This window comes from Actinoplanes sp. NPDC049802 (assembly GCF_040656595.1).
Classification (GTDB): Bacteria; Actinomycetota; Actinomycetes; order Mycobacteriales; family Micromonosporaceae; genus Actinoplanes.
The window spans coordinates 53614-61140 of record NZ_JBFAMR010000023.1 but is presented as its reverse complement, the minus strand read 5'-3'; the positions used below and the strand labels follow the sequence as shown (position 1 = coordinate 61140).

The following is a 7527-nucleotide window of genomic DNA, read 5'->3' as shown; positions in this document are numbered from 1 at the left end:
ATCGGCTGTGCCTTGTTGCGATGCTCTCCCGGCCCTCGTCCGCGAGGCCGTCCACAGTTGCGGCCAGGTGCCACTCGGTGCAGTCGATCATCGGCTGTGCCTTGTTGCGATGCTCTCCCGGCCCTCGTCCGCGAGGCCGTCCACAGTTGCGGCCAGGTGCCACTCGGTGCAGTCGATCATCGGCGGAGCTCCAGCGTGCAGCATTTGGGTCCGCCGCCGGCTTTGCGCAGCTCGGAGAGGTCGACCCCGATGGTCCGGTAGCCGGCCGCACGCAGCGCGCCGGCCAGCTGGGTGGCCTGCTCGGCCAGCACCACGGTCTCGCCGTCGCTGACCGCGTTCAGCCCGAGCACGGCGGCGTCCTCCGGCGTCGCGATGATCGCATCGGGGAAGAGCTGCCGGAGCACCGACTGCGAACCCGGCGAGAACGCCTGCGGCAGGTAGGCGATGTTGGTCTCGTCCAGCACGCAGAGCGCGGTGTCCAGGTGGTAGTACGCCGGATCGACGAGCTGGAGCGTGATCACCGGCCGCTGGAGGAACTCCTGGGTCTCGGCGTGCGAGGCGTGCGCGGTCCGGAATCCGGTCCCGGCGAGCAGCACGTCCCCGGCGAGCAGGATGTCGCCCTCGCCCTCGTTGGTGTGCTTGGGCTCGCGCACGTCGAAGCCGCGCTCCCGGAACCAGGCGGCGTACGCCGGGGCCTCGTCGGCCCGCTCGGCGTCGCGGAACTGCACTCCCAGTACGCGGCCGTCGACGACGGTGCCACCGTTGGCGGCGAAGACCATGTCGGGCAGCCCGGGCAGCGGGTCGATCAGTTCGACGGTGTGGCCGAGACCGAGGAAGGTCTGGCGCAGGTTCTCCCACTGGCTGATGGCCAGGGCGTTGTCGTACGGCGCCGTCGGGTCCATCCAGGGATTGATCCGATAGGTGACGGCGAAGTGGGTGGGCCGGCACATCAGGTAGCGGCGCTTGAACGTCATGGAAGAAAACGGTAGGTGGCGGGGGCCGACGGACGCCCCTGATCAACCATGCGTGACGCGGCCGATCGTTGCGTGATCGCGGTGCCGCGCGGCGATTCATTGCAAAGGCCCCGGCGGGGCGGCGAACCGCCACCCATGCCGGGGCCTCGGCGCTTCCGGCGAACCGCCGGAGGGATGTGGGGCGGGACGGTCGCCGCCGTCCCGGTTCCGGTGGATTGATACCCGTCAGATCCTGTTTTCAAACTGTGTGTCCAGCCACGTCCGAAGTTCCGTCGCAGTGTGGGTGTCGGTGCCCAGCCACCAGACCTGGCCGGTCAGCGCGAGCACCCCGAGCACGATCGCGCCGATGGACAGGACGACACCGATCAGGGCGTCGGTCTTGCCGGCCACGTGCCGCTTGCGGGTTCCGAGGATCCCGCCGAGCGAGACGATCAGGGCCAGCGCGGCGACGCCGATGCCGTACTCCATGAGGGGGCCGGAGAGCACGAGCAGCGCGCCCACCACCGCGAGGATGAGGCCGAGCGTGGCCAGGAAACTGGCCCGGGCCCGTGGGGCGGGCGAGGGGACCGCGACCGGCTCGGAGACGGTCCGGGCGCGCTCGGTCTCGGAGCGGACCGGGGGCAGGGTCGTCGTGGTGGTCGCGTCATCGTCCCGGCGGGGGGTCACCGGCGTTCGCTCGGTGTCCGTCGTATCAGCCGTGGACTGGCGCGGGAAGGTAGGAATCCGCACGTCAGCACCTCCTTTGTCAGGTTCTGACGTTGCTATGTACCCGCGCCGCCCGGAATTGACACGGACGGCGCGGGTGACGGTGTCAGACCAGGGAGGACACCGCGTTCACGTCGGAGGCCTTGCTGATCACGTGGTCGACGAGGCCGTACTCCTTGGCCTGGGTCGCGGTGAACCAGCGGTCCCGGTCGGAGTCGCGCTCGATCTCCTCCGGGGTGTGCCCGGTGTGGAAGGCGATCCGCTCGTTCATCACCTGCTTGATGTGCAACATGCTCTCGGCCTGGATGGCGATGTCCGCGGCGGTGCCGCCGATGCCACCGGAGAGCTGGTGCATCATCACGCGGGCGTGGGGCAGCGCGTAACGCTTGCCGGGGGTGCCCGCGCAGAGCAGGAACTGACCCATCGAGGCGGCCATGCCCATCGCGATGGTGGCCACGTCGTTCTTGATGTACTGCATCGTGTCGTACACCGCCATGCCGGCGCTGATCGACCCACCCGGAGAGTTGATGTAGAGAGCGATGTCCCGCTCGGAGTCCTCGGAGGCGAGCAGGAGCATCTGCGCACAGATGCGGTTGGTCACCTCGTCGTTGACCTCGCTGCCGAGGAAGATGATCCGCTCCCGGAGCAGTCGGTCGAACACCTGGTCGTCGAAGGACGCGCCGCCACCACGCATGGTCGTCTCAATGCTCATGAACCCACCTTCTCCCACTCGGTGCCCGGATCCCAGCGATTCGCCTCAGGGCGAATCCGCTCACGGCATAATGCCCGGTTACCTTTGGGGAGTGCCGGAGGGACATACCATTCACCGCCTCGCGACCCGCCACCGTGAGCTCTTCGCCGGGCGACCGGTGCGGGCCCACAGCCCACAGGGCCGCTTCACCCCGGGGGCGGCGCTCATCGACGGGCGCGTACTCCTCGACACCGAGGCGTACGGCAAGCATCTGCTCCACCACTACGAGGGCGACCGCATCCTGCACGTCCACCTCGGCCTGTACGGGAAGTTCGCCGACGGTGAGCTGCCGGAGCCCGCGCCGGTGGGCCAACTGCGGATGGTTCTGACCGGTTCCGATCATTGGCTGGAGTTACGTGGCCCGACCGCGTGCGAGGTGATCGACCCGTCCGCGGCCGACCTGCTGCGGGCCCGCCTCGGCGCCGACCCGTTGCGTGACGACGCCGACCCGGCCGCCGCCCACGCACGGATCCGGGCCAGCACCAAGCCGCTGTCCGCCCTGCTCCTGGACCAGTCCGTGGTGGCCGGCTGCGGTCTGATCTACGCCAACGAGGTGCTGTTCCGGGCCGGGCTGTCACCGGCCACCCCCGGCGTCACGATCGACGCGGACCGCTGGACGGCGATCTGGGACGATCTGCGCGCGCTCATGAAGGAGGGCGTGGCCCGCGGCCGGATCGACACGGTGCACACCGAGCACACGCCGGAGGCGATGCGCCGCGCCCCGCGGGTGGACCGGCACGGCGGCGAGGTCTACGTCTACCGGCGTCCCGGCCAGCCCTGCCTGGTGTGCGGGACCCCGATCGCCCGCGGCCCGATGGCCGGCCGCAACCTCTACTGGTGCCCGACCTGCCAGCCGCCGGTCACACCGTCGCGGAAGGGCTAGGGGTGGCGGACGGCGTGGGCTCCGGTGCGCTGGGCGTGGGCTCGGGGGCGGACGGAGCCGGGGTGGGCCCGGTCGCCGCGCCGGGCACGCCGACCTGGAAGTTCTCCACCAGCCACGGCAGCAGTTCGGCGTAGGCGGTCGTGGTGTCCGGCTGGTTGAAGTCGTGCGACAGCACGATCGCGCCCGGCCGGGTCTCCTTCTTGACCTGCGTGATGATCCGCTTCACGTGCTGCTCGGAGGTCTCGCCCTCGAGGTGCTCCCAGTCGCGCGGATCCACCTCCCAGTAGAGGGAGGTCATGCCGTCGCCGTACGCCGTCCGGACCAGCCGGTCGGTGAAGTTGCCGCCGGGCGCCCGGAAGTAGGGGATCTCGACGTCCGGCGCGGCCGCACGGATCGCCGCGTTCGTCCGTTCCAGATCAGCGAGAATCTGGTGCGGCTTCTTCTTGCCGATGCTCAGGTCGTGACTCCACGTGTGGTTGCAGAGCACGTGCCCGGCCTCGGCGATCTTCCGTACCAGGTCCGGATGCCGCCGCGCCTGCGTGCCGACCAGGCAGAACACCGCCTTCACCTGGTGCTTCTCCAACAGTTCCAGGATCTTCGGGGTCTGCTCCGGGTCCGGCCCGTCGTCGAAGCTCAGCATCACCACCTGGGATCCGGTGGTACGCAGCGAGTTGAACGGGCCGTCACCGGGCGGGACCACGACCTGTTCCGGCTGTTTCCCGGTGGGCTGAGCGGCGGGCGCGGACGTGGGCGGCGGCGAGGGCGCCACCGACGGCCGGGTGGTCGCCGGAAGCGCCTGCACAGACCCCGGCTCGGCCTTCTTCTCCGGCTTCTTCTTCTCGCTCCTGCTGATCACGCCGACCGCCTCGGCGGCCGCCGTCATCACGCTGTTGCTCTCCCCGCCGGACTGCGGGATCGGCACGGCGGTGAGCAGCAGGCCCGCGGCGACGAGCGTGCCGAGCAGCACCTGCGGCCGGTTCTTGGCGGCCCGCACCCAGTCCTCCACCGGCACGGTGGTGGGCGCGCGATGCGCGCCGGAGGACACCCGGTCCTTCGTGGACCGGCGCCGGCTGTGCGCGTGCCTGGCCTCCGCGGCGCGCGACCGGCGGGTGACCGTGCGAGACGACCCAGACGATTCGTACGCCCCCGCACGGTGCCGTGCGCCGTCCCCGGCGTCCAGGAAGGCGACCCGGGGCGCCGCCGCCGACTGCACCCGCGTGGGCCGGGGTGCGGGGACCGCTACCGTGGCCGGCTCGGCCTCCGACACGGGCTGCACCCGCGTGGGCCGGGGCGCGGGAACCGCCACCGTGGCCGGCTCGGTCTCTGGCGCCCGGTGCCGCCCCACCGGTCTGTCCCCTCGGGACGTCGGCGCTGGTGAGAGCGAGGTGTGCGGCGGCATCCGTAATGCCTACCGTGCCGCAAGATCGAGCGCGATACCGAATCAGTCACCTTGTCAGTACACGCGGTGATATTTCCTGCTCACCTGGTGGGTGTGCGCAGCGCAACATCCGTCAGATCGGGGATGTCGCGTCCTCTCCGCGGGTGGCCGCGGCGAGCCAGGTCACCACATCGGCGACCGAGCCACCGCGGGCGAGCAGGGCCCGCTGCCGGGCCGCGCCGGTGCCGTGTTCGCGCAACCGTCCCATCAGGAGGGTGACCGTGGCGAGGTCGCCGTGCCGGTCCAGTTCCGGCCGGACGTAGTCGAAGAGCTGCCGGAACAGTCGCCAGGCCGGGCGCGGCTCCCGGGTGGCCATGTCGATGTTCAGCCCTTCCAGGCCGTCGTGTGCGGCCCGCCAGTGCGCCGCCATCAGCAGCGGGTGCGGCACGTCCGGTGCCTCCGCCCCGTCGCGCACCTCGTTCAGCAGGGTGGCGACCAGGGCCCGGGTCAGCGCGGCCAGCAGCACGGCGTCGTCGGCGGTGGGGGTCACGTCGCCCATCCGGATCTCCACTGTGGGGTAGTTCGCGGAGAGCCGGGCGTACCAGTAGAGCATCCCCTCGTCGAGCATCGCGCCACTCTGCTCCAGGTCCCCGACCAGGGTTTCGTAGTGCTCGTGCGAGCGCAGGTAGGGCGTGGGGCCCACGGTGGGCCACCGTTCCCACATCATCGACCGCCAGCTCGCGTAGCCGGTGTCGCGGCCGGCGAACAGCGGCGAGTTGGCGGCGGCCGCCTGGAGCACCGGCAGCCAGGGACGCAGATGGTTGAGCACCTGCACGCCGGTCTCCGGGTCGGGGATGCTGACGTGCACGTGGGTGCCGCACATGCCCTGTCCCGGCGAGAGGTCGCCGAAGCGTTCCCGCATCCGGTGGTAACGCGGCTCGTCGACGATGCGCATGTTGGGCCCGGCGGCCGGCCCGGTGCCGACCGCGATCAGGCGCGCGCCGGCCCGATCGGCCGCACCGGCCACCGCGGTGCGCAGCCGGCGCAGGGCCTCGGCGAGCGCGTCCAGTCGCAGCTGCGGCGGGCTGGCCACCTCGATCTGGCTGCGGTGGTATTCGTGCTGCACCCCGTCGCGCAGCTCGTCCGGCAGTTCGGCGAAGACCTCGTCGACGGCTTCCACGGCGCGCGGCTCGACCCCGTCGACGAGCAGGTACTCCTCCTCGACGCCGAGGGTGAGCAGGTCGTCGCGTTCGGCCTTGGCGGCGAGCTCGGGTGAGATCGCCGTCCCCTCGGTGACGGTTTCCATGGCCACCGGTTACCCGGCGCCCGCTCCCCGGAAACGATCGGTGAACTTCCATGTTGACAACACCACGAAACAAGCGTGCAATCTGAGAGAGCGCTCTCTCCGTCATGATTCCCCGCGAAAGGCGCGTCCCCATGAAAACTCCCCGACGAATACTCGCCGTGGCCGCCGCGTTGCTCGCGGTCGGCGCCTCCGTCACCTTCGTCGCACAGGCCGAGGCCGCCGTCCCCGCCGCCCCCGCGGGTATGAGCCTGGTCTTCGGCGACGACTTCACCGGCGCCGCCGGCACCGGCCTCAACCGCGCCGATTGGCTCTACTCCACCGGCACCGGATACCCCGGCGGCGCACCCAACTGGGGCACCGGCGAGATCGAGACGATGACCGACTCGACCGCGAACGTCTACCAGGACGGCGCCGGCAACCTGGTGATCAAGCCGATCCGTGATTCGGCCGGCCGATGGACTTCCGGCCGGGTCGAGACCCAGCGCACCGACTTCGCGGCCCCGGCCGGCGGGAAGATGCGGATGGAGGCGCGGATCCAGCAGCCCAACGTGACCGGCGCGGCCGCGGCCGGGTACTGGCCGGCCTTCTGGGCCCTCGGCGCGGCGGCCCGGCCGGTCGGCGCGACCAACTGGCCGTCCATCGGCGAGATCGACATCCTGGAGAACATCAACGGCCGCTCGAGCGTCTTCGCGGCCCTGCACTGCGGCACCAACCCGGGCGGCCCGTGCAACGAGACCACCGGCCTGAGCAGCGGCGAGCGGGCCTGCAACGGATGTCTCGGCAACTTCCACACGTACGCCGTGGAGTACGACCGCAGCGTTTCGCCGGAGCAGTTGCGCTTCTACCTGGACGGGGCCAACTACTGGACCCTGACGTCCACCGCGGTCGACGCCACCACCTGGAACAACGCCCTGCACCACGGCTTCTTCATGATCCTCAACGTGGCGATCGGCGGCGGGTTCCCGGCGGCGTTCGGCGGCGGCCCGACCGCGGCCACCCAGTCCGGCGTGCCGATGCTCGTGGACTACGTGGCGGTCTACCAGTCCGGCGGCGGCACCACGCCGACGACCGGTCCCACCACGGCACCGACCGGCACGCAGCGCGACGCCTACGCCCGGATCGAGGCCGAGTCGTTCAACGGCTCCGCCGGTGTGCAGGTCGAGACGTGTTCGGAGGGCGGCCAGGACGTCGGCTGGATCGCGAACGGTGACTGGCTCCAGTTCAACAACGTCAACTTCGGGACCGGCGGGGTGAAGGACTTCGTGGCCCGGGTGGCCTCCGGCGCGGGCGCCGGGGTGAGCGGCCTGATCGAGGTGCGCCTGGACAGCCGGAGCAACGCGCCGATCGGCAGCTTCGCCCTCGGCAACACCGGCGGCTGGCAGACCTGGACCTCGATCCCGGGCAACGTGTCGAACGTGACCGGATCGCACACCGTCTACCTGACCTTCACCAGCGGTCAGCCGGCCGACTTCGTGAACGTCAACTGGATCCAGTTCCGGAAGTGACGGCGTCGCGGGGCGGCTCTGCGAC

General features: G+C 70.8%; 7 protein-coding genes. 2 read left to right on the top strand and 5 right to left on the bottom strand.

Annotated features, from left to right (window positions below):
- Window positions 1–176: 176 nt before the first annotated feature.
- The 3 genes from ddaH to AB0I88_RS18070 all read right to left on the bottom strand — a co-directional run bounded on the left by ddaH (window position 177) and on the right by AB0I88_RS18070 (window position 2391).
- Entirely contained in the window at window positions 177–974 is a 798-nt protein-coding gene (gene ddaH, locus AB0I88_RS18080; RefSeq protein WP_361025121.1) for a dimethylargininase, read from the bottom strand.
- 225 nt (window positions 975–1199) lie between these two features.
- Complete coding sequence (locus tag AB0I88_RS18075; protein WP_361025118.1) at window positions 1200–1703, bottom strand: hypothetical protein; 504 nt, start codon at window positions 1701–1703, stop codon at window positions 1200–1202.
- Between the two features lie 82 nt (window positions 1704–1785).
- Window positions 1786–2391 carry an ATP-dependent Clp protease proteolytic subunit gene (locus AB0I88_RS18070; protein ID WP_361025115.1) on the bottom strand — a complete coding sequence of 202 codons (606 nt, stop codon included), beginning with the start codon at window positions 2389–2391 and terminating at the stop codon, window positions 1786–1788.
- A gap of 91 nt (window positions 2392–2482) precedes the next feature.
- Between AB0I88_RS18070 and AB0I88_RS18065 the strand changes: the two genes are divergently transcribed.
- Complete coding sequence (locus tag AB0I88_RS18065; RefSeq protein WP_361025112.1) at window positions 2483–3313, top strand: DNA-formamidopyrimidine glycosylase family protein; 831 nt, start codon at window positions 2483–2485, stop codon at window positions 3311–3313.
- Here the strand turns inward: AB0I88_RS18065 and AB0I88_RS18060 are convergent.
- Together AB0I88_RS18060 and AB0I88_RS18055 are read right to left on the bottom strand one after the other, a co-directional pair.
- A complete protein-coding gene (locus AB0I88_RS18060) occupies window positions 3291–4580 on the bottom strand; it encodes a polysaccharide deacetylase family protein (RefSeq protein ID WP_361025109.1) in 1290 nt (429 codons plus the stop codon). The genes AB0I88_RS18065 and AB0I88_RS18060 overlap by 23 nt on opposite strands.
- A gap of 244 nt (window positions 4581–4824) precedes the next feature.
- Complete coding sequence (locus tag AB0I88_RS18055) at window positions 4825–5997, bottom strand: glutamate--cysteine ligase (RefSeq protein ID WP_361025106.1); 1173 nt, start codon at window positions 5995–5997, stop codon at window positions 4825–4827.
- A gap of 131 nt (window positions 5998–6128) precedes the next feature.
- Here AB0I88_RS18055 and AB0I88_RS18050 point away from each other — a divergent pair, with 131 nt between their 5' ends.
- Complete coding sequence (locus AB0I88_RS18050) at window positions 6129–7502, top strand: carbohydrate-binding protein (RefSeq protein ID WP_361025103.1); 1374 nt, start codon at window positions 6129–6131, stop codon at window positions 7500–7502.
- Window positions 7503–7527: the final 25 nt, after the last annotated feature.